Origin of the sequence: Methylomonas sp. MED-D (assembly GCF_050276835.1) — a bacterium.
GTDB classification, from domain to species: Bacteria; Pseudomonadota; Gammaproteobacteria; order Methylococcales; family Methylomonadaceae; genus Methylomonas; species Methylomonas koyamae_A.
Genome location: NZ_CP189965.1, coordinates 2,306,352 through 2,327,211 on the forward strand (window position 1 = coordinate 2,306,352; position 20,860 = coordinate 2,327,211).

Genomic DNA, 20,860 nt, shown 5'->3' on the forward strand with positions numbered 1-20,860 from the left:
ATATCGCCAACCTGAGTAATGGCTATTATTTCAGCGGACTGGCTTCGCACTTTGCGAGCCGCAACGGCATTGCTTATTGAACGCGAATAGACCGTTTCATTAGAGGAGGCAAAAAAATGTCTTTACGTCTTAAATGAGAATAATTATCATCTATCCAACTTCTCAAATTGCCCTGTCACCGTGAAAAGATTTTTCTCATTTTTCAGCAAGACGGAAAGCGTCAAGCTCGCGATAGCGCCAGATGTGTTGGCGGTATTGGTGGAGAAGGGCGAATTGCACGCTACCGATTTCCGCTGTCTGGATTTGGGCTCGAAACAAATCGTCTGGAAGATGTTTTTATCGCTGGCGGTCGCCAAACTTTGCGACCGGCAAACCCGCCACACCTGATTTTTATCAAACCCGAGGAACGACCGATGAGCAAGAAACCCTGTAATCACGAATACCTGGCCGCCACCGAATTCGGCAAGGCGCAAATTTGCCGGGAATGCGGCGTCGTACACTTGCACGTGCAGAATTTGACAATGCGCTTCGAAGTCGCCGATTTTCTTGGATTGGCCGATACGCTGGCTGATGCAGCAATCCAGGCTAGAACCGGCGGAGACAAGGATAAGGCCAAGCTCGCGGCATTTACCGTCATCAAATCAAGCCAGCGCTTGAACTAGGCCTGGCTGATGCGCTACCACCCGCAAGCGTTGATCGTCGCGGCCTTGTCCGCGGCAATCGGCTCCAGCTTCGTCGTTAACATTCTGTTCCCGGAAACCCGCGCGAAGATCCTTGCCGCATTGGCTAGCGATGCCGCGCCCATTGTCTGGCTGGCCTTGCTGTCCGCGCTGATTGCATTGGTGTTTTTCGTGAAAGCCAACAAATCCATCATAGACAAGGTCTTGAGCGGCCGGGCGACGCCAGCCGAAGTCTGGCGTTCGTTCGTCAAGCCCGGCGCCACCCAATTCCGCAAGCGCGATTAGATTATCCCGGCGGACCTCGCCCGCCGGAATTGCTGCCTACCAGTTATAACGCAAACTCGCCAACACGTTGCGGCGGTCGCCGTAGTAGCACGAGCCTTCGCCGCAAGTCGCGACGTACTCGCGGTCGAACAAATTGCTGATATTCACGCCCAGCCGGGCGCCGCGCAGGCGGCGGTCCAGTTTGTCCAATTCGTAATGCACAGAAGCGTCGATCAGCGTGTACGACGGCGCTTTTTGGCTATTGCTCAAATCACCGTAATTGCTGCCGGTATAGCGCACGCCTCCGCCCAGGCCCAATCCTGCCAGCGCACCGCTCGGCTGGGTGTAATCCAGCCATAGCGAGCCTTGAGTTTCCGGTGTGTAGCTAAGTTTCTTGCCGAGTTGGTTGGCCTCGTTGGTTTTGGTGACTTGGCTTTCGATCAGCGCCAAGGCCGCCGTAACGTCTAGGCCCATCTCCAAGCGGGCCTTGCCTTCCAGTTCGATGCCGCGCGAACGCGCCGCGCCGGTCTGGATGCTGAAGCCGACGTGCGCCGGATCTGGGTCCGGCGTCACCACGTTTTGCTGGGTCAACTCGAATGCGGCCAGCGTAATCAAGGCGTTGACGCCGGGCGGTTGGTATTTGACGCCGATTTCGAATTGCTGACCGGTGGTGGGTTTGAACGGCGTGCCGGCGAAGGTGCTGCCGGCGGTGGGCTCGAAAGACTCGGAATAATTGAAGTAGGGTGCGACGCCGCTATCGAACAAATAGCTTAAACCGGTGCGGTAGGTAAACGCGGCGTCGTCCTGGCGGCTGCCGGAGTAGCGGGGCTTGGCGTAATCGACGCTGTCGGTATCCGCATCGTAATAGTCGGTGCGCAAACTGGTGTTGCTGGCCCAGTCGTAGCGTACCCCTATCGTCGCGATCCATTGCTTCCATTGGATTTGGTCCTGACCGTACAAGCCGATCTGGTCCTGCTGCTGGTTGACCAACGTCTCGATTTGCGGCTCGGCAAACGGCTGGCCATACACCGGGCTGTACATATCCAGGTCGCTGGGAGAACCGAAACCGCGCTGGCGGTCGCCGTTGATTTGGCGAAAATCCAAACCCAACAACGCCGTATGCCGCACATCGCCGATGGCGAAATCGGCTTGCGCGTGGTTGTCCAGGGTGAAAGTTCCGGCCTGGTCGCGGTAGAGCCCCGCCAGCCGGCTGACCGTGCGGTAATCGACCGGCACGCTGTCGTTGTCGGTGACAAAACCCAGCGCAAACGTCACCGGATAGTCGCTTTTGACGTCGGCGTAGCGCAGATTTTGCCGCACGGCCCAGTGTCGATTGAAGCGGTGTTCGAAGGCGTAACCGACCGCGAATTGCTCGCGCCGGTAGTGGTCGAAACCGGGCTCGCCGAGGAAGGTGCTGGTCGGCAGCCGGCCGTTGGGATTGCCGACTACGCTGCCTTGGTAAGGCAGAAACTGCATGGTGTTGCCGGCGTCGTCTTTTTGATAATGGCTCAGAAAAGTCAACGAGGTGTTGGCGTCCGGCTGCCAGGTGAAACTGGGCGCGACGAAATAGCGGTCGTCCTTGCTGAAATCGACCTGGCTGTCGCTGCCGCGGCCCAGCGCAGTCAATCGGTATAAAAATTTACCCTGTTCGTCGAGCGGGCCGCTAAAATCCAGCGCTCCCTGTACCCGGCCAAAGCTACCGCCCAACATTTGTAGTTCGTGAAACGGCTGCGCGGTCGGCCGTTTACTGACCATATTGATCAAACCGCCCGGCGGATTTTGGCCGTACAACACCGATGCCGGCCCGCGCAGCACTTCGATGCGTTCCAGGCCGTAGGGGTCTATGCGCAGATTGGCGTAGTTGGCGCCGGCCAGCCGGGTACCGTCCAGATATTGCGGGGCGTCGAAGCCGCGCAGATTGAAATAATCGTCGCGGGTGCTGGGGCCGAACATGCCGGTCAACAAGCCCGGCGTATACGCCACCGCTTGGGTGATGTTCTGCGCGGCGCGGGCCGTGAATTCGGCATTGTCGATCACGCTGATCGCCTGCGGCGTTTCGATCAGCGGCGTATCGGTTTTCGAACCGGCCGTACTGCGCTTGGCGACGTAACCGTTATCCGCCTCGGTTTCCGCTTGCGCTTTAACTTCAATGGCCGGCAGGGTCGTGTCGCTATCGGTTTCGGCGGCGTATAAGCCGGGTTGACTGTGTAAAAAAAGGAGCGTCGCGGCAACTGCCGGCGCGGCACCGTGTGCTTTGGTCAATGACATGGCTTGCTTCACCTTTGGTCGATTTAATAGGTTAGGCTGCCTGGCACGCGGCTGGGTGGCGGTGGCTTGTTGTTACATCGTTTTATTTTCTGTTATTTATGGCTGGATGCTAAACCGCGCCGGGTTTTCTGCTTTCCGGTCGTGGTTCGCAAGCTTACCGTCAGCGCATGTTATCACCAGAGGCAGGGTGGTCAAAATTGTTCACCATTTAAATCCAGTGGGCTCAAAAATCGTGTCCCTCCAGACTTTCCGTCGAAGGTATTCGCTTAGCCATATTCAAACAATGTCGATTTTAGTTTCACCGGCTTTTGATGACATGCGTCGTCGGATCGGAAGGGAAGAACCGTAGCGCGGTATTATTGTTGGAACCCGGCTGCTTGGAAATCGATGCCCAGTTCCGGCTTGCCGGGCCGATGGTCGGGAAGCCGGGCGGGGTTGGCGCAATGGCGCTGAATCTTGCTTTGTAAGCGATTGGAAAATCCAAGGCTGCCCGTGTGGGAACGGCTTCCGTCGCGGCGAAAGCCCCTCCTACGGCCGGTATTGTTCCGCGTCGGGGCGAATTCCGGTTGGTGGTCGCTAAGACGCGGAATACACCGGAAACCGCTTGCACAAAGCCGAGACTTTTTCCCGCACCGAGGCAATCACGCTGTCGTCTTCCAGGTTGTCCATCACGTCGCACATCCATTGGGCGATTTCGCGGACTTCGGCTTCCTTGAAGCCGCGGGTGGTTGGGGCCGGGGTGCCGACGCGGATGCCGCTGGTGACGAACGGCGATTGCGGGTCGTTGGGTACCGCGTTTTTGTTGACGGTAATATGGGCGCGGCCCAACGCGGCGTCGGCGGCTTTGCCGGTAATGCCCTTGGGGATCAGCGACACCAGCATCAAATGGTTGTCGGTGCCCCCGGATACCACGTCGTAGCCGCGTTCGATAAACACCGCAGCCATGACGCGGGCGTTTTTGACCACTTGTTCCTGATAGGCTTTGAATTCCGGGGTCAGCGCTTCCTTGAAGGCCACGGCTTTGGCGGCGATCACGTGCATCAGCGGGCCACCTTGGATACCGGGGAAAATGTTGGAGTTGAGTTTTTTCTCCAGTTCCGGATTGGATTTGCACAAAATCAAACCGCCGCGAGGGCCGCGCAACGATTTATGGGTGGTGCTGGTGACCACGTCGGCGATCGGTACCGGATTGGGATACAGGCCGGCGGCGACCAGGCCGGCGACATGAGCCATGTCCACCACCAAGTACGCACCAACCTTGTCGGCGATGTCGCGGAAACGCTGCCAGTCCCAGATACGGGAATACGCCGAGAAGCCTGCGATGATCATTTTCGGCTTGTGTTCCAAGGCCAGGGCTTCGACTTGCTCATAGTCGATTTCGCCGGTGGCTGGGTTTAGGCCGTATTGAATCGCGTTGTAGATCTTGCCGGAAAAATTGGGTTTGGCGCCGTGGGTCAAATGGCCGCCGTCGGCCAGACTCAAGCCCAGGATGGTGTCGCCGGGTTGCACCAAGGACATGAAGACCGCCATATTGGCTTGCGAACCGGAGTGCGGCTGGACATTGGCGTAATCGGCGCCGAACAAGGCCTTGGCGCGGTCTATGGCCAGTTGCTCGACGACGTCGACATATTCGCAGCCGCCGTAATAGCGTTTTTCCGGGTAACCTTCGGCGTACTTGTTGGTCAGCAAGGTGCCTTGAGCCTCCAGCACCCGCGGGCTGGCGTAGTTTTCGGAGGCAATCAATTCGATGTGATCTTCCTGGCGGCGGCGTTCGTTTGCGATTGCCTGGTTCAGCTCGTCGTCAAAGCCGGCAATGGTCATCGATGCGTTAAACATGGTTTTCTCCTAATCAGGTTCGAGTTATTCGTTGGGATGCAGCAGCAGGATTTGCAGGTCCGCCACATTGGTGCCGGTGGCACCGGTAATCAGCAAATCGTCGGCCGCTTGCAGCGCGGGGTATGAGTCATTATCGGCTAGCCGTGCCGCCGGGTCGAGTCCCGCCGCGCGAATTCTGGTCAAGGTGCCGCCGTCGACGATGGCGCCGGCGGCATCGGTCGGGCCGTCGCGGCCGTCGCTGCCGCCGCTCAACAGCGTCCAGCCGGCTGCCAGACCGATACGCTCGGCGCTAATCGCGAACGCCAGCGCCAGTTCCTGGTTGCGGCCGCCCTTGCCGCTGCCTTGCAAGGTGACCGTGGTTTCGCCGCCGGCGATCAACGCGACCGGCTCGCGGATTTCCGTCATCAGGGCTTTCGCTTTCAATGCCCATTCTTCGGCGACGGCGCTGGCTTCTCCGCACAATTGCGTGCTGTAAAGCTGGGTTCGATAGCCCAGTTCCGCGGCTCTCTGCATTGCCGCGTTCACGCTGATTGTGTTGCCGCCGATCAAGGCGTGGCTGGTGCGAATAAACAGTGGGTCGCCGCTTTTCGGGGTTTCCGGGTGCAAGCCTTGCGCGCCTTGTCGTAAATGGTTTTGGACCGCGAGCGGTATTTGCCGGCCGATGCCGAACGAGTCCAGGATTGCAATCGCATCGGCATAGGTGCTGTCGTCGGGGACGGTCGGGCCGCTGGCGATCGCGCTCAAATCGTCGCCCAGCACATCGGAGAGTATCAAGGCATGCAAGTCGGCCGGCGCGGCGAGTCTGGCTAGGCCGCCGCCCTTGAGTCTGGAAAGATGTTTGCGCACGCAATTGATTTGGCGGATGTCGGCGCCGCAGGCCAATAGCGCTTGAGTGGTGGTGATTTTGTCGGCCAGCGTAAGCGATTCGGCCGGGTAGGCTAGCAAGGCCGAGCCGCCGCCGGACACCATGACCAGCACCAGTTCGCCGGCCTGGGCTTGGGCCAGTCGTCTGGCGACGGTTTTGGCCGCATGCAGGCCCGACGCGTCCGGTAATGGATGGCCGGCACCGAACACCTGGCAGTTTTTCACCAGATCGACGTTATCGTAGTTGGTGACAACGATGCCTTTCTCGGCCAGCCAGGCGTGGGGGATGATTTCCTGGGCGGCATCAGTCATCGCGCAGGCGGCTTTACCGAAGCCGATCAAATGAATGTGCCGCCAGTTGCCGCTACGCAGACCTAAGAATAAGCGCTCGCCGTCGGTTTGCAGATGGCGCTGAACCGCTAGCCGGGGATCGGCGGCGATCACGCCGGCCCGAAAGATTTCGGAGGCTTGCGCGCGAAAGCGGTTGGCAAGAGCCGGCATGGACTGGCGGCGCCTGCTTACGCCATCACTTTGGCGAGGTCGAAAATAATTTCGGCGTCGAAGACCTGTTTGTTGCTTTCGAATAGTTTGGCGATGCAAGCGCGGTGCAAGGCCAGTTTCAGGGTGCCGAAGCCGATGGCGCCCCAGATGATCTTGCCGTGGCGCAATTCGCCTCGGTCCATGACTTCGGTGCCGCCGATACCGACCGGCGGGGTGGCGTTGGCGTCGGCGAGGATTTCCAGGTGCGGATTGTCTTGCCAATGCTCGGGCTTGAGCAGTTCGACGCCGGCCGCGCCGGTGGCCAGCACGATATTCGCATCCTTGACCGCCTCGGCGCGGGCGTCCAGGTCGGCAGCCTCGATAGGCGTCAGGTCAACGTCGAAACGCTCCTTCATCGCGAAGCAGGCTTTTTCGGCGTTGAAAATATGCCGGGAGGTAATCGATACTTGCGCGCCTTCCAGAGCCATCATCGCCGCCGCACGTTGGCCGACCGGGCCGGTGCCGGCCAGAACGACAGCTTTCTTGCCTTTCAGGTTGCCGCTACTGGCGATTTTGGCCACCGCCGCCGCCGCCGTGGTGTTGCTGCCGTTGCTGTCCAGCATCACCGATACCTGAAAGCCGGGGAAAAAGTGCTGTTGCACGGCCGCCAACAAGTTCTGTCCCGCTTCCATATTGCTGCCGCCAATGAAAATCGCGGTGTATTTTTTGTCTTTAGGGGCGCGGGTAAAAATGCAGCCGTCCACCAAGGCGCCGACGTTTTCCGGGGTGAGGCCGCCGTGGCCGATGACATGATCGGCGCCGCCGTCGTATGCGACAACGGTATCGAAAACGGAAGGATGGGTATCGGTATCGAATTGAAATAACAACTTTTTCATTAACCTGCCTGTGTATCGGGAAAGAGAGACGCGGCGCGGCGCGGAATCCGGCGGGCCATTATACAGAAAGTTGGCGGTGCCGCTCGAAAACGGCGACGGCGGCTAGGGGCGGGGAATTGCAGTTGTTTGCCCAAATACTTTATGTCATATTGAAAAGTCGAAAGTCGCCCTCCGGCGCGTGGATGACAGTCTAATAATAACGAGGACCGCGGATGAAAACCCCCATCGATATTGCCGTAACCGGGGCGGCAGGCCAAATCAGTTACTCTCTGTTGTTTCGGTTGGCGTCCGGCGAATTGCTGGGGCCGGAGCAACCCATCGTGTTGCGCTTGCTGGAAGTGCCTCAGGCCATGCAAACCTTGCAAGGTGTAGTCATGGAACTGAACGACTGCGCCTATCCCTTGCTGCAAAAAATTGTCATGACCGACGATCCGAAAGTGGCGTTCGATAACATCGATTATGCGTTTTTGGTGGGTGCCAAACCACGCGGTCCCGGCATGTTGCGCGCCGATTTGCTGAAGGACAACGCCGAGATTTTCCGGGTGCAGGGGAGGGCGCTGAACGAATACGCCAGTCGCCGCGTGAAAGTCTTGGTGACCGGCAATCCGGCCAATACCAACGCGCTGATCGCGATCAGCAATGCGCCCGACTTGGGGCCGGATTGCTTTACCGCGATGGCGATGCTGGATCATAAGCGAGCGATCGGACAATTGGCCGAAAAGTGCGGTGTAATCAGCCGCGACATCAAAAACGTCATGGTCTGGGGCAATCATTCCTGCACGCAGTATCCGGATTTGCATCACGCCAAGGTCAAGGGGTTGGATGCGTTGTCGCTGGTGGAACGCGAGTGGTTTGTTAACGAGTTCATTCCGACCGTGCAACATCGCGGCACGGAAGTGATAAAAGTACGAGGTCAGTCCAGCGCGGCTTCCGCTGCACATGCGGCGATCGAACACATGCGGATTTGGGCGCACGGCACCGAGATTGACGACTGGGTCAGCATGGCGGTGGCCTCCGACGGCAGTTACGGTATCGAGGAAGGCTTGGTGTATTCGTTTCCGGTGACCGTCGCGGACGGCCGGATTAGCATCGTCAAGGCTCTTGATCTCAACGAATTTAGTTTGGAGCGCTTGCGCTTGAACGAAGCGGAGCTAAAAGAGGAGAGACAGGCTGTCAAACACTTGCTGTAAATTTGGAGTCGGCCTGGGCCGGCTTCCGATCCGGCCGGGCGGCCGCCCGCTGAAGGTGCCGCCATCCGTGGCGGCTTTTGTTAACGCGGTGTTCGGGTGGCGCGACCCTAGGCGCTACCGTTAACTGTAACGCCTATAGAGAACTCAAGCGGCCGACAGGCGACGGCGGTTGACGCCGATCATGCCGGCGATCGCGCTGCCGAACAGCCAGACGGCGCCGGGGACTGGTACCGGTGATGTCGCAAGATCCAATTTGTAGCCCGCGACACCGCTATTCCAGCGGTCGAAACCCACGCCGCCCAGATACAGCGAGTAGACTTTGCCGGCTTCGGCGATAAAGGTGTAGCCGATGGTATCGGTGACGTTGTCGCTATGACCGATATTGGTCAGGCCGGTGGTGCCGAACGGATTTTCGGCGGTAAAGGGTTTTGCCGGAGTGCAACCTGGGCAGTTCCAGGAGCCGTGGTGGCTGTAGTTACCGGTATTGGTATCCATGCCTTCGAACACGGTGACGCCGAAGCGGCTGAACAAACTATTGGTCGTGGACAAGTTGATCGTAACTTTTTGGGTAACGTCGGAGCTGATCAGGCCGATGTCGGTTTGATGTCTCCAACCGGTTGGGCCATTGACAGTGGCTTGGCCTTGCGCATTCAAGCCGTTGTCGTTCCAGGCACCGCCGCCGGTGTCGATTTCAGCTTGCGTGAAGCCGGTAACGGTACCCGCGTACTTGGCGGAATCGGCGGCGGAAATCACCGCGCTGTCGCCTGCTCCGCTCAATTGCACGGCCCAGTTCAAGTGAGAGGAGCCGCTGTAACTATACGGCAGCGCATTGCCGGTGGTGCCTACCCAGGGTACCAATGTACCTTTGTTGCCTTGGCTTTCCGGACCGGTCGCCACGCTGTCAACGTCGGCGCCGTCGAACGTGCGAGTCCAGCCATCGGTCGCGGAAGTATCGGTGGTGGTAAAGGTGTTGTACATCGTTGTGGACGCGGCTGCCGAGCCGCTCAGAGCAGTGCCGGCGATGACCAATCCAATGGCTTTGGCTAATACGGATTTCATAAGACTTACCCTTGTTTTTTGCAAAATAAATTTAAGCGAATCTTGGTTGTCAAGGATCGGCTGATCGGAGCCTTGGCGTTGTTTCGCTTAATACATTAGGCAATCCTTATGCCAACCCCGGAAAGCCATGTAAGACGCGGCTTACAAGCGATCGGGGGTTGCCAAGAATTTTGAAACTGCGGCATATCACGCAGTCATGGCGTGATATGCCGCACTTTTTTAGAGGTAGTTCTCGTAATGAATTGCTGACTCATGTTAGCTGGCCGCTGGTTTTCATCAGGGACAAGGTTACAGGGTATCAGCAAGGACGGCGGCCGAGGGTGCGTTCGAGTCCTTGGGTCGCCGATGGGGGACGTCGATCTACCGGTCGCGCCGCCGGCAAGGCGTTAGAAGTCGCTCGACCGGTCGTTCGTAGCATGGAACGGGAGAACGCCGTCAACCTTGGAAGGTCGATTTCGCAGCCATCGTGTCAGCACAGGCTTACCGATCGTTTGCTGTTGCGTTGGCCGGCCGATTCGCGAGAGCGCTTTATCGCGCGGTTGTTCGCGGCGCGGCTTCGGTTTGAGCTTGTGCGTCCGGCACGATCTGCCAACCGCCGCCCAGCGCCTTATAGACTGCCGCCAGTGCGGTCGCGGTGGCGGTTTGGCTTTGCGCCAGCAGATTTTGGTTTGCCAGCAGTTGTCGGTCGGCTTCCAACACCGTCAAAAAGTCGGAGACGCCCTCGCGGTAACGCAAGCGCGCCAACTCTACGGCTTTTTCGCTGGCTTTGGCGGCGGTGGTCAATTCGGCGCGGCGGACCCGCTCCTGGTTATACGCGACCAACGCATTCTCGGTTTCCTCCAGGGCCAGCAACACGGTTTGCTGATATTGCGCCAGACTGGCTTCGCTACTGGCATCCGCGGCCTTGATCCGCGCGTAGACTCGGCCTAGATCGAAGGCCGCCCAACTGATTTTCGGGCCGACCGAATACGATTCCGACCCCGGCGCGACGACATTGGACAAGGTACTGGCTTCCAGAGACAGATTGCCGACGAAGGTTACGCGCGGGAACAGGTCGGCGGTGGCGACGCCGATTTGCGCGGTCGCCGCCGCCAGATTGCGTTCGGCGACCCGGATGTCGGGCCGGCGTTGCAGCAACTGGCCGGGGTCGCCGATCTGAATCGTCTCGGGCGCCGTCGGTAGCGGCTTGTCCGGCGACAGTTCGCCGGTCAACGCATCGGGCAGGCGTCCGGTCAACACGCTCAAGCGGTGGATAGTCCGGCTGATCGCGGCTTCCAGATTGGGTATCGCCGCTCGGGTGTTGGCCAATTGCGCTTCGGCTTGGTTGGTATCCAGTTCGGTGCCGCGGCCGTTGATCAGTCTAACCTGAGTCAGTTCCAGTGTTTGGCGTTGGTTTTCGGCGTTATCGCGGTTGATGGCTAGCTGGTGCTGCAAGCCGCGCAACTCGAAATAATTGCGCGCCACTTCGGCGATTAGACTGACGCCGACATCGCGTAGCGTGGCTTGCTCCGCCTCGGTTTGGTCGTTGCTGGCCTCGACGCCGCGCCGCACCCGGCCGAACACGTCCAGCTCCCAGGACGCGTCGAAACCCATGTTGTACAGCTTCAGTTCGCGAGGTACGAAGGCCCGGTTGTTCAGCGCCGAGGTGCTGCGCTTTTGCTCGGTGTAATTGGCGTGGGAAGTCACGGTCGGCAACAGATTTAGGCCGGATTCCAAATACAAAGCCCTGGCTTGTTCCAGATTGGCGCGGGCGGCCGCTAGGTCGTAATTGTGTTCAACCGCAGTATTGACCAAGTCCTGTAACTGGCTGTCGCCGAATAAGGTCCACCAGTGGACTTCGACATCGCCGGCGGCGAACTGCGGACCCTGGGCATTGGCGAAGCCGGCCGGCAGTTCGGTGGTCGGCGTTTGGTAATCCGGGCCGACCGCGCAGCCTGGCAAATAGGCGGCGAATAGCAAAGCGGGTAGCGGTCGCAAGACTATTGAGAAAATCGCTTTAGGCATCGTGTTCTCCCTGCGCGGGGCTAGAGGGGTGGGTCGGTTTCAAACGCTGGGCGATCGCTTGCACCGTCACGTAAAACACCGGCGTCAGCAGCAGGCCGAACACGGTCACGCCGATCATGCCGCTGAATACCGCGGTCCCCAACAGGCGCCGGGATTCCGCGCCGGCGCCGCTGGCGACGACCAGCGGAAACACCCCCATGATAAAGGCGAACGAGGTCATCAAAATCGGCCGCAAACGGATGCGGGCGGCCTCGACCGCCGCGTCGAAGCGGTTCAAGCCCGATTCTTGCCGGTGTTTGGCGAATTCGACGATCAAAATCGCGTTCTTGCTGGCTAGGCCCACCAGCACGATGAAACCGATCTGGGTGAAGATGTTGTTATCCATGCCGGCTAACCAGACTCCGGTCATCGACGACAGGATACACATCGGCACGATCAAAATGACCGCGAACGGCAAGGACCAGCTTTCGTACTGAGCAGCCAGCGCCAGGAATACAAAGACGACGCTGAGCGGAAACACCAGCAGCGCCACGTTGCCGGCCAAGACTTGCTGCAGGCTCAACTCGGTCCATTCGAAGTCGAAGCCGGGCGGCAGCGAGGACTTTAGCAATTGGCTCATCACCGAGATGGCCTGGCCCGAACTGACGCCGGGCAAGGTAGCGCCGTTGATTTCGGCGGCCGGATACATGTTGTAGCGGGTGATCTTATCAGGACCGCTGATTTCCTCGACCTTGGCCAATGCGCCGAGCGGCACCATGCCGCCGGTCTGGTTGCGAGTTTTCAGCTCGGCGATGTCCTTGGGTTTCATTCGAAACTCGGCGTCGGCTTGGGCGACTACTTGGTAGGTGCGGCCGAAAGCGTTGAAGTCATTGACGTATAGCGAACCCAGATAGATTTGCAGCGTGTTGAAAATATCGCTTAGCGGCACGTCCATTGATTTGGCGCGGGCGCGATCGACATCGACAAACAATTGCGGCACGCCGGCCCTGAAGGTGGTGAACAAGCCCACCAAACCCGGTTGCTGATTGCCTTGGCCTATCATTTCGTTGGCGGTTTGCTGCAATGCGGCTATGCCGGCGTTGTTACGGTCCTGGATTTGCAATTTAAAGCCGCCGACCGAACTCATGCCGCGAATCGGCGGCGGCTCGAACACCGCGATGTAGGCGTCGCCGATGCCGGACAAGCGTTGACCTAAGGTTTTGACCAATTTGCTGGCGTGCAGGTCGGGCCGGCCGGCGCGAGCGTCGAAACCGTCCAGCCGGGCGAACATTGTCGCGACGTTGGACTGGTTGGCGCCGGTCAGAATCGACCAACCGGCGTAGGCGTTGACGTGAGCGACGCCCTCGGTTTCCAACATGATTTTGGTGGCTTTTTGCACGACGTCCTGGGTGCGGCCGAGCGCCGCCGCATCCGGCAACTGCGCGTATAGAATCAGATAGCCTTGATCCTGCTGAGGAATAAAGCCGGTCGGCACTTTTTCGAAGGCCAGGAAGTTCAAGCCGTTCAGGCCGACGTATAGGATCAGCACCACCGCCGTGGTCCGTATCATTCGGCTGACCAGTTTGGAATAACCGACGCTGATCCGATCGAAAAAGCGGTTGAACGGTACGAAAAACCAGCCGAAGGTTTTATCCACCAAACGGGTAAACCAGTCTTTGTCGCCGTGGGCGCGGTCGAGCAACAGCGCACACAAGGCCGGACTTAAGGTCAGCGAGTTAAACGCGGAAATCACCGTCGAGACCGCGATCGTCAGCGCGAACTGCTTGTAAAACGCCCCGGACACGCCGGTGATGAAGGCGGTCGGCACGAATACCGCCACCAATACCAACGCGGTGGCGATAATCGGCCCAACCACTTCGCGCATCGCCAGTTTGGTGGCTTCGCGGGCGCGCAGGCCTTCGGCGATATGGCGCTCGACGTTTTCGACGACGACGATGGCATCGTCGACGACGATACCGATCGCCAACACCAAACCGAACAACGACAAGGTATTCAGCGATAAGCCCAGCGCGGCCATCACGCCGAAGGTGCCGATCAGCGACACCGGCACCGCCAGCAGCGGAATCACCGCCGCCCGCCAGTTTTGCAGGAACACGATGACGACCAACACCACCAGCAGCAAGGCCTCGAACAAGGTTTTGACCACGGCATCTATCGATTGCTGCACGAACACCACGGTGTCGTAAACCAGGATGTAATCCAGGCCCTCGGGGAAGCGGGTTTTCAACTCTTCCATCGCCTTGACCACCGCTGCCTTGGTTTCCAGCGCGTTGGAGCCGGGCAGTTGGAACATCGCCAGACCGACGGTGGGTTCGCCGTCCAGATACAGGCCGGCGTTGTAATCCTTGGCGCCCAACTCGATGCGGGCCACGTCTTTCAGACGGGTGATCTCGCCGTTCTTGTCCTGCTTGATGACGATGTCGCCGAACTGTTCGGGTTCGGTCAAGCGGCCCAGGGTACTGATCGTATATTGGTAAGCGGTCTCGCCGGCCGCCGGTTGTTGGCCGACCACGCCGGCCGCGACCTGGACGTTCTGCTCGCGGACCGCACTGACTACGTCGTTGGCAGTCAGGTTGCGGGCGGCGATTTGCTCGGGATTCAGCCACAGACGCATGCTGTAATCGCGAGCGCCGAACACCAAAATATCGCCGACACCCGGTAAACGCGCCAGCGTGTCGCGGATTTGCAGCAGGGCGTAGTTGCTCAGATAGACGCTGTCGTAGCGTTTGTCCGGCGAGACCAGATTGACGACCAGACTCAAATCGGGGCTGCGCTTTTTAACGCTGATGCCTTGCCGGCGCACTTCTTCCGGCAAGCGCGGCTCGGCCAACGCAACCCGGTTTTGGACCAGCACCTGAGCCTTGTCCAGATTGGTGCCGGGTTTGAAGGTGATGGTCAGAGACAAGTTGCCGCTGTTGGTCGAGTTCGACGACATATACAACATATCCTCGACGCCGTTGACCTCTTGTTCGATCGGCGTCGCCACCGTTTCGGCGACGACGCTGGCGTTGGCGCCAGGGTAGCTGGTGCTGACCACGACCGTCGGCGGGGCGATTTCCGGATATTGGGCGATCGGCAGGCCGATCAGCGCCAAGCCGCCGACCAACACGATCAAGATCGAAAGTACCGACGCGAATATCGGCCGGTCGATGAAAAAGCGGGTGAAATTTCCCATGGCTTAGGTTCCTTGTCCCGAGTTCAGGGCGATGCGTTCCGGATTAACCTTGGTGCCGGGCCGCAGCTTTTGCTGGCCTTCGACGACGACCCACTCGCCGGCCCGCAAGCCGTCGCTGATCACGCGCATTTCGCCGATCCGCGCGCCCGGCGTGACCTTGCGGTATTCGACTTGTTGTTCCTGATTCATCACCCATACGAAGCGCTGGGCTTGGTCGGTGCCGACGGCTCTATCGGGTATCAGCAACGCGTCGTAGGGCGCGCCGCCTTGCACGCGCATCCGGGCGAACAAGCCCGGACTGAGCAGTTCGTCGGGATTGGCGAATACGCCGCGCAGGGCGATCGTGCCGGTGGCGCGGTTTTCCTGCGGCGCCACGTAATCGAGCTGGCCGCGATGCGGGAAGCCGGATTCGTCAGCTACCGCCACTTCGGCCGGCGTGCCTTTCAGTTCGGCCGCGCCGGGCTTGCGTTGCAAGGCCTGGCGCCGGTATTTCAATAAGGATTGCTCGTCGGCATCGACATAGACATAGACCGGATCGATCGAGGTCACGTTGGTCAACACCGTTACGTCGCCGCCGGTGACCAGATTGCCGGCGGTCAGCATTTCCCGGCCCACCCGGCCGGCGATCGGTGCGCGGATCTCGCAGTATTCGACGTTGAGGCGGGCGGCGTAGACGTTGGCTTCGGCCGATTGCACCGCACCGTCCGCTTCGCGCCAGCCTTTGGCGCGGGTGTCGTATTCTTCGGTGGAAATCGCCTTGGCCTTGACCAGGTTTTCGGCGCGGCTCCAGTCGTTCTTGGCCAGTTCGCGCTTGGATTTGGCGCGCTCCAGTTCGGCGATGGCGTAGTTTAGTTGGGCCTTATAGGGCCGGGCATCGATGACGAACAGCAAGTCGCCCTTGTTGACCTTGGCGCCGGCCGTGAAATTGACCTTTTCCAGATAACCGCCAACTCGGGCACGGACTTCCACCGAGCTGATCGCTTCGACCCGGCCGGTATACTCGTCCCACTCGGTGACGCTCTGGGCCAGCGGCTGAGCGGCTTTGACGGCGGCCGGCGGCGGCGCGCCATTGGCGGCATTGCCGGTTTCGCCGCAACCGCTGAGTAAAAACTGCAGCAAGGCCAGTAGTGCCAGCACGCCAGGCGTGAACGGTGTCGAGAAAAATACGGCGGATTTTGCCGGCGGGACCGAGGGCTGATTTATTCGTGTCATGGCGGTTAACGCTCCTGCGCTATCTAAAACGGTAATACATATTACCGTTAAGTCTAGGGTATCATCTTGGTTCGAGTCAACTGAATTTATTGGGTTTTACCGATGGTGAAATGCGGACGCCCTCCCAAGGGCGCTGAGCAACAAAGCCGCGACCGCGTATTGGACGCGGCGCTGCAATTATTCCTGGAACACGGCTACGGCAACTTGGCCATGGAAACCATTGCTCGTGACGCCAGGGTATCGCTACGCACCATCTATAACGAATTCGGCGGCAAGGCCGGCTTGTTCGGAGCCTTGATCAAGCGTTGCAGCGACCGCATTATCGACACGTTGGCCGGCGACATAGTTCCGGAGGTGGCGCTGGTCGAATTCGGCACGCAATTCTTGTTTCGGGTATCGCGCCCGGAAGTGGTCAGGATGCGGGCCATTCTGATCGGCGAATCGCCGCGCTTTCCCGATCTCGCCATTCAATTCTACGAGCATGGCCCGCGCCGCACGTTGGACTTGTTGAGCCGTTACTTTTCCACGCAGCAGCAGCTGGGCCGAATTCGGCCGGGCGACCCGGAGTTTTTGGCCGGCCAGTTCGTCAGTGCCTTGCGCAACGAGCGCTTTCAGCGCCTACAACTCGGTCTGGAACCGACGCCGGACGAGGCGCAGGTCGAAGCTTGGGTCCGGCAATCCTGCGAATTGTTTTTGCGCGGTTGCGCGACCGGCTCCGGATAAGTCTAACGCATCATGCGAGGCGAGCCGTAGCGCTGGACGGTTTGAGGTTAAAAACAATGAAATAAACCTGATAAAACTCAGGATATGTTCCCGAGTCTGACCAGGTCGCCGCCGTCGATAATGCCGGGCTTTTATCCACTACCGGTCATTACGATGCAAAAATTGCTACTCTCCTTCGGTGCGCTGCTACTGTCCAATTCCGTTCTGGCGCACGGTCCGACCCCGCAAAAAGCCAAGGAAAGCGTCACTATTCAGGCGCCGGTCGCCAAGGTTTGGGAAGCGGTCAAAAATTTCGACGACATCGGCCAATGGCATCCCGATTTGAAAGCCGCCGAAGGCGACGGCAAAAATGCCAGCGGCGGCACCCGCAAACTCACCTTTCAAAACGGTGAAAGCGTCGTCGAGGAACTGGATTACTACAGCGAGCCCGAGCACGAATACAGCTATCGCTTGAAAGCCGAAAACGTCAAGGCCTTCCCGACCAGTTCGCACACCGTCGATTTGAAAGTCGCCCCCGGCGATGGCGCCGACAGTAGCGTGGTGACCGTGAAAAGCCGGTTTTATCGCGGCGACACCGGCAACACCCCGCCGGAAAACCTCAGCGACGAAGCCGCCGTCAGGGCCATGACTCAATTTATCAAGGACGGTTTGAGCGGGTTGAAGGCCAAGCTCGAGAAATAGTCGTTCCGCGACTGCGGCGGCACTTCGTGGTATCGAAAGCGGTGCCGCGAGACTTGGTTACACATGCCGGCGAACCGGGGCGTTGCCGGTTTGCCGAAAGCATTGCCTCGTCCCTCCCTACAACGATGGTTGCTTAGTGCTACGTCGTTCCGGCATGGATTGCCGGACCCGTTGGAGCGCGGAGCGAATCCAGACGCCAAGGACGGATTTAAGCCATACCATCCATGGCACTGGATGCCCGATTCCCGGCGGGCATGACGGTCTTGAACAAATCTGACAAAGTAGAATTACGTCGTTTTTAAAAACCAGAGTAAGGACACTTTGCTGGCGATACGCCCGGATTCGCACAAAAATTGCGTGTTCCGGGGAGTCGAGAATGGAGCCGGATCGATTTGCGGCGAGTCGGTCGAAAGAACGTGGCTCGGTCGAGCGATTTTAAGCTTGCCATCACACTTAGAACACCGGTTGCGGGGCATGGTTAAAATTCAACCTTAAGCGAGCCCAGGAACGTGCGCGGCGCTCCCGGAATGATGTCCGCGCGCGGAATCGCCGAATCGATAGCGTCGGTACCGACGTAATAAATCTTGTCCAGCAGATTGTTGACGTTGAATTGCGCGGTCATCGTCGATCCCATCGCGCGAAAGCGGTAACTGATCGCGCTATCCACCCGCACATACCCCGGCAGTTGCACGCTGTTTTCCTTGTCGCCCTGTCGCACGCCCGCCAGGAAAGCGCCGGCTGCCAAGCTCAGACCGCGCAGTGGTTCGGCATCCACTTCGTAACGAGTCCAGATACTGCCGGAATGGCGCGGCGCCAGCGGCAGTTGATGGCCTTGATTGCCGTCGTTGTCCTGGGTGATCTTGGTGTCGGTCCAGGCGTAGGCGGCGTTGATGCTGAGATTGTCGGTCAGTTTGCCGTTCAGATCGAACTCCAAACCTCGGCTGCGCGCGGCGCCGATCGCGGATTGGTCGGTCAAGTCGGCGACGGTTTGGGTATTGGCGGTGAGTACGTTGCGTTTTTCCAAGTGATAAAACGCCAAATTCGCCGTTAGGCGGCCGTCCCAAAATTCGCTTTTGATACCGGTTTCGAATTGCGAGGAGGTTTCCGGCGCAAAAGGCCGGCCGTCCGCCGAGCGGCCGTTGTTGGTACCGAAGGCCGCGTTAAAATTGCCGAAGATCGACAACCAAGGCAGCGGCTTGTACAAAATGCCGACGCGAGGGCTGAAACGTTCGGTACGGTTGTAACTGAAATTGGCTTGCGCCGCGCTGAGCGAATCCGCAAAATTGTCGCCCCGCCCAGTCTCGGCCCAATCGTGGCGGCCGCCGCCGGTCAGAAACAGGTTGTTCAGCAACTGAATCTGATCTTGAAAATACACGCCGTGCCAGCGGTCCTTCATGACGCTGACTTGGCGAAAATCGCCCCAACCCGCAAAATCCACCAAGTCGACCGGTAATGCCGGAAATACCGGATTGAAAATATCCACCGCCGCGAACGGCGAGGTATCGAAGGCGTGGAAGCGGTAGAGGCTTTCCTTTTGGAAATAGTCGTACCCCAACAATACCTCATGTTTTAACCCGCCAGTCCGGAATTTGCCGGTCAGCGACAAGTCCGATGCGTAAAACGCCTGATCGTCGGTCTGGCCGACGCCGTTCCGGAACACGCGACGGTTGTCGTCCAGCAAAAATACTGGCTTGATGGCCCGGTCCATATAGGTTTTGTGCGGTACCGCCATGAAATGATGGCGGACGGTCCAGTTGTCGTCGAATTGATGATGCCAATTCAGATTGATCGCCAACTGGTCCTGATTGTCCAGCGGGTCTTTAGGATCGTTGAGAAAGCGACTAATGGGAATGTTGGCGGGGCGATTAAGCACGGCAGGTATGCCGTCGTCGCGTTGGAAGTCGTCGTTTTGAAACTCCAGACCGAGACTAAGCTCGGTGCGGTCTGACGGCCGCCACGTCAAAGTCGGCGCCACCAATACCCGTTCCATCGACACGTAATCGCGAAACGAATTGTTGTCCTGATAGGCGATGTTCAAGCGGTAAAGCAAGGTTTTGTCGGCGTTTAGCGGACCGCCGAAATCCAAATGAGTGCGATAGAAATCGTAGGAACCGAATTGCTGTTCGATGGAATGGTAGTCGCGGTCCAAGGCTTGTTTGGTGACTATATTGACCAAACCGCCAGGCTGGCCACGGCCGTACAACATCGCCGACGGCCCTTTCAACACCTCGATCCGCTCCAGATTGGCGGTGTCGAAGTTAAATCCCTCCAAGCGCATACCGTTCCGGAAAACCGCCGAATCGCCGACAAAGCCGCGTAGCACGAATACGTTGTAAACGCCACCGTCGACCGGCATGAAACCCACGCCGCTGACGGTTTCCACCGCTTGCTGCAGCGAATTGGCTTTTCGGTCGTTAATGACGGCGCGCGGAACCACTTGTACCGAGAACGGCGTATCGATGATCGGCGTATCGGTTTTGGTGGCGGTTTGAGTGTTGGGTAAGCCGTAGTCCGGATTGTGGGGATCGTCCGCGGCATAAACCGGCGTGCCCAATACGGTTACCGGTGGCATCGCGGCGGGCGCTAAATCTAAGTGGCTGGCGCCGGGCTTATGGCGCGCATCCTGGCTCAACACCACCGCCTGTGGTGTCGTAAACCGAAAGTTCAGTCCGCTACCGCTCAGCAATTGTTTCAAGGCTGGTTCCGGTTCTAGGCGGCCGGCGAGGGCTGGGGCGTGCAAACCGTGCGTCAGTTCTTCGTTGAATGCGATGCGGATTCCGGTGGCTTGCGAATAGGCCAACAAGGATTGCGACAGGCTCTGCGCGGGGATGGCGAATTCCACCGGTTCGGCGGCGGCCGGTCGCGCGGCGAGAACGGCGGCCACGGCGAGGCTTAACGGCAAGCGGGGCGAAAAATCCATAAAAACTCCTTTTGCGAAATTCGTGGTTATTTAGAGCCGGTCTTGGCCCTTGAGAAATAAGACGAAACGCAAAATCGGAATTTTCAAATTATTTTTGCTCGATCGATTCGGCTGGGTTTGGGAGACGGCTCTAGCGGGATGTGTTTGGGTTGAGATGCGGATTACGCGGATGCGGCCGGGTCTACGCTTCGGCTCCGCTCAGCGAACGGTTCGGCCCCGCTCAGCGAACGGTTTGGCTCCGATCAATGAACTGTTTGGTTAGGCTCATGGAACGGTTCGACGTTTCGGTTCAACGCGGCGAGGAAGTTGGCGGTGACGGGACGTATTCGATCGGATCAGACTGTGTACTCGCGCGCTGTTCGAGTTTGGAAGAGTCGCAAGTTATTCGATCCAGGAGACGCACAGGCTGATTGATAGGGCCGCCGGCTCAACTGAGCCGCCGAGCGGGCTGAGAAGGCTTGCCGTTGGCTGAATGTAGTCGCTACGGGCTGAGAGGGCTTGCCGTTGGCCGAGCGTAGTCGCTGCGAGCTGACAGGGGGGTGCCGTTGGCTGAGAGGGGGCACCGGTGGCTGAGCGGAGTCGAAGCCCCGGTCCTTAGGCGCTGCTCG

General features: G+C 58.9%; 15 protein-coding genes. 6 read left to right on the forward strand and 9 right to left on the reverse strand.

All coding sequences use genetic code 11. From position 1 onward, the window contains the following. The first annotated feature begins 180 nt into the window (after window positions 1–180). Genes ACQE3E_RS10220 through ACQE3E_RS10230 form a run of 3 tightly spaced genes read left to right on the forward strand, consistent with a single transcriptional unit; the run spans window position 181 to window position 965 of the window. Window positions 181–387 (forward strand): hypothetical protein, encoded by a 207-nt coding sequence (locus ACQE3E_RS10220; RefSeq protein WP_064025604.1) that lies wholly within the window; start codon window positions 181–183, stop codon window positions 385–387. Window positions 388–413: 26 nt separating this feature from the next. Next, window positions 414–662, forward strand: a complete 249-nt coding sequence (locus tag ACQE3E_RS10225; protein ID WP_313728118.1) for a hypothetical protein — start codon at window positions 414–416, stop codon at window positions 660–662. A gap of 9 nt (window positions 663–671) precedes the next feature. Beyond that, window positions 672–965, forward strand: coding sequence for a hypothetical protein (locus ACQE3E_RS10230; RefSeq protein ID WP_281023083.1), 294 nt, complete (start codon window positions 672–674; stop codon window positions 963–965). Between the two features lie 36 nt (window positions 966–1,001). On the opposite strand, the gene ACQE3E_RS10235 is transcribed toward ACQE3E_RS10230, so the two are convergent. From ACQE3E_RS10235 to ACQE3E_RS10250, 4 genes are all read right to left on the reverse strand, one after another. Next, entirely contained in the window at window positions 1,002–3,212 is a 2,211-nt protein-coding gene (locus ACQE3E_RS10235; protein WP_427501598.1) for a TonB-dependent siderophore receptor, read from the reverse strand. Between the two features lie 576 nt (window positions 3,213–3,788). Next, the gene (gene glyA / locus ACQE3E_RS10240) at window positions 3,789–5,048 is read right to left on the reverse strand and encodes a serine hydroxymethyltransferase (protein ID WP_281023085.1); all 1,260 of its coding nucleotides are present in this window, start codon (window positions 5,046–5,048) and stop codon (window positions 3,789–3,791) included. 24 nt (window positions 5,049–5,072) lie between these two features. Further along, window positions 5,073–6,413, reverse strand: a complete 1,341-nt coding sequence (locus ACQE3E_RS10245) for a glycerate kinase type-2 family protein (protein WP_427501599.1) — start codon at window positions 6,411–6,413, stop codon at window positions 5,073–5,075. 17 nt (window positions 6,414–6,430) lie between these two features. After that, complete coding sequence (locus ACQE3E_RS10250) at window positions 6,431–7,288, reverse strand: NADP-dependent methylenetetrahydromethanopterin/methylenetetrahydrofolate dehydrogenase (protein WP_313728114.1); 858 nt, start codon at window positions 7,286–7,288, stop codon at window positions 6,431–6,433. Window positions 7,289–7,500: 212 nt separating this feature from the next. On the opposite strand from ACQE3E_RS10250, the gene ACQE3E_RS10255 reads away from it, so the two are divergent. Beyond that, complete coding sequence (locus ACQE3E_RS10255) at window positions 7,501–8,478, forward strand: malate dehydrogenase (protein ID WP_313728113.1); 978 nt, start codon at window positions 7,501–7,503, stop codon at window positions 8,476–8,478. Window positions 8,479–8,622: 144 nt separating this feature from the next. Here the strand turns inward: ACQE3E_RS10255 and ACQE3E_RS10260 are convergent, their stop codons facing one another. The 4 genes from ACQE3E_RS10260 to ACQE3E_RS10275 form a co-directional block, all read right to left on the reverse strand. Continuing rightward, complete coding sequence (locus ACQE3E_RS10260) at window positions 8,623–9,537, reverse strand: hypothetical protein (protein WP_064025621.1); 915 nt, start codon at window positions 9,535–9,537, stop codon at window positions 8,623–8,625. 528 nt (window positions 9,538–10,065) lie between these two features. Further along, the gene (locus ACQE3E_RS10265; RefSeq protein ID WP_313728112.1) at window positions 10,066–11,541 is read right to left on the reverse strand and encodes an efflux transporter outer membrane subunit; all 1,476 of its coding nucleotides are present in this window, start codon (window positions 11,539–11,541) and stop codon (window positions 10,066–10,068) included. Next, window positions 11,534–14,716 (reverse strand): efflux RND transporter permease subunit, encoded by a 3,183-nt coding sequence (locus ACQE3E_RS10270; RefSeq protein ID WP_071160679.1) that lies wholly within the window; start codon window positions 14,714–14,716, stop codon window positions 11,534–11,536. The genes ACQE3E_RS10265 and ACQE3E_RS10270 overlap by 8 nt, the downstream gene beginning before the upstream one ends. Before the next feature lie 3 nt (window positions 14,717–14,719). Further along, window positions 14,720–15,928 (reverse strand): efflux RND transporter periplasmic adaptor subunit, encoded by a 1,209-nt coding sequence (locus ACQE3E_RS10275; protein WP_313728111.1) that lies wholly within the window; start codon window positions 15,926–15,928, stop codon window positions 14,720–14,722. A 102-nt stretch (window positions 15,929–16,030) separates the two neighbouring features. Between ACQE3E_RS10275 and ACQE3E_RS10280 the strand changes: the two genes are divergently transcribed. After that, window positions 16,031–16,651 (forward strand): TetR/AcrR family transcriptional regulator, encoded by a 621-nt coding sequence (locus ACQE3E_RS10280; RefSeq protein ID WP_064025625.1) that lies wholly within the window; start codon window positions 16,031–16,033, stop codon window positions 16,649–16,651. Between the two features lie 153 nt (window positions 16,652–16,804). Beyond that, window positions 16,805–17,332, forward strand: a complete 528-nt coding sequence (locus ACQE3E_RS10285; RefSeq protein WP_071160677.1) for an SRPBCC family protein — start codon at window positions 16,805–16,807, stop codon at window positions 17,330–17,332. A gap of 478 nt (window positions 17,333–17,810) precedes the next feature. On the opposite strand, the gene ACQE3E_RS10290 is transcribed toward ACQE3E_RS10285, so the two are convergent. Beyond that, window positions 17,811–20,252 (reverse strand): TonB-dependent siderophore receptor, encoded by a 2,442-nt coding sequence (locus ACQE3E_RS10290; protein ID WP_313728110.1) that lies wholly within the window; start codon window positions 20,250–20,252, stop codon window positions 17,811–17,813. Window positions 20,253–20,860 lie beyond the last annotated feature (608 nt).

Excerpts from the sequence above, each read along its gene's own strand:
- ACQE3E_RS10250 (WP_313728114.1), bottom strand. The coding sequence starts at position 7,288 with ATGAAAAAGTTGTTATTTCAATTCGATACCGATACCCATCCTTCCGTT.
- ACQE3E_RS10280 (WP_064025625.1), top strand. The coding sequence starts at position 16,031 with ATGGTGAAATGCGGACGCCCTCCCAAGGGCGCTGAGCAACAAAGCCGC.
- ACQE3E_RS10245 (WP_427501599.1), bottom strand. The coding sequence starts at position 6,413 with ATGCCGGCTCTTGCCAACCGCTTTCGCGCGCAAGCCTCCGAAATCTTT.
- ACQE3E_RS10235 (WP_427501598.1), bottom strand. The coding sequence starts at position 3,212 with ATGTCATTGACCAAAGCACACGGTGCCGCGCCGGCAGTTGCCGCGACG.
- ACQE3E_RS10275 (WP_313728111.1), bottom strand. The coding sequence starts at position 15,928 with ATGACACGAATAAATCAGCCCTCGGTCCCGCCGGCAAAATCCGCCGTA.
- glyA (WP_281023085.1), bottom strand. The coding sequence starts at position 5,048 with ATGTTTAACGCATCGATGACCATTGCCGGCTTTGACGACGAGCTGAAC.
- ACQE3E_RS10255 (WP_313728113.1), top strand. The coding sequence starts at position 7,501 with ATGAAAACCCCCATCGATATTGCCGTAACCGGGGCGGCAGGCCAAATC.
- ACQE3E_RS10270 (WP_071160679.1), bottom strand. The coding sequence starts at position 14,716 with ATGGGAAATTTCACCCGCTTTTTCATCGACCGGCCGATATTCGCGTCG.
- ACQE3E_RS10290 (WP_313728110.1), bottom strand. The coding sequence starts at position 20,252 with ATGGATTTTTCGCCCCGCTTGCCGTTAAGCCTCGCCGTGGCCGCCGTT.
- ACQE3E_RS10285 (WP_071160677.1), top strand. The coding sequence starts at position 16,805 with ATGCAAAAATTGCTACTCTCCTTCGGTGCGCTGCTACTGTCCAATTCC.
- ACQE3E_RS10230 (WP_281023083.1), top strand. The coding sequence starts at position 672 with ATGCGCTACCACCCGCAAGCGTTGATCGTCGCGGCCTTGTCCGCGGCA.
- ACQE3E_RS10225 (WP_313728118.1), top strand. The coding sequence starts at position 414 with ATGAGCAAGAAACCCTGTAATCACGAATACCTGGCCGCCACCGAATTC.
- ACQE3E_RS10260 (WP_064025621.1), bottom strand. The coding sequence starts at position 9,537 with ATGAAATCCGTATTAGCCAAAGCCATTGGATTGGTCATCGCCGGCACT.
- ACQE3E_RS10265 (WP_313728112.1), bottom strand. The coding sequence starts at position 11,541 with ATGCCTAAAGCGATTTTCTCAATAGTCTTGCGACCGCTACCCGCTTTG.